Annotated in this window: 1 protein-coding gene; it reads left to right on the top strand. The window is 70.8% G+C overall.

Annotated features, from left to right (window positions below):
* On the top strand, positions 1 to 672 hold a 672-nt coding region (locus tag AC1DTN_RS37970; RefSeq protein ID WP_477925302.1), incomplete at both ends, for a sigma 54-interacting transcriptional regulator.

Here is a 672-nt window from a genome sequence, read left to right as displayed (position 1 = left end):
GCCCGGCGATGCGCCAGCTTCAAAAGGAGATCGAACTCGTCAGTGCCAGCGAACTGGCCGTGCTGATCCAGGGCGAGACCGGCGTCGGCAAGGAACTGGTCGCCGAGGCGCTGCACGCGGGCTCGTCCCGCGCGTCGCGGCCCATGATCAGCCTCAATTGCGCCGCGTTGCCCGACACCCTGGTCGAAAGCGAGCTCTTCGGCCATGTGAGGGGCGCGTTCACGGGTGCGGTCGCCGAGCGTCCCGGCAAGTTCGAGTTGGCCGACGGCGGCACGCTGTTCCTGGACGAAGTGGGCGAGCTGCCGCTGCAGGCGCAGGCCAAGCTGCTGCGCGTGCTGCAAAGCGGCCAGCTGCAGAGGCTTGGATCGGACCGCGAACACCGCGTCGACGTGCGCCTCATCGCCGCGAGCAACCGCAACCTGGCCGACGAAGTGCGGGCAGGGCGGCTGCGCGCGGATTTCTATCACCGCCTGAGCGTCTACCCGGTGCGCGTGCCGCCCCTGCGCGAGCGCGGGCGCGACATGCTGCTGCTCAGCGGCTTCTTCCTGGAGGAGAACCGCTCGCGGCTGGGCCTGGGCGGCCTGCGGCTGGACGCGAGCGCCCAGGCCGCGCTGCTCGCCTACGACTGGCCCGGCAATGTGCGCGAGCTGGAGCATCTGCTCGGGCGCACCG

This window comes from Rhizobium sp. 01T444 (genome assembly GCF_056398305.1).
Note: the sequence above shows the minus strand (reverse complement) of the source record. Positions and strands in the feature narration are given on the sequence as shown.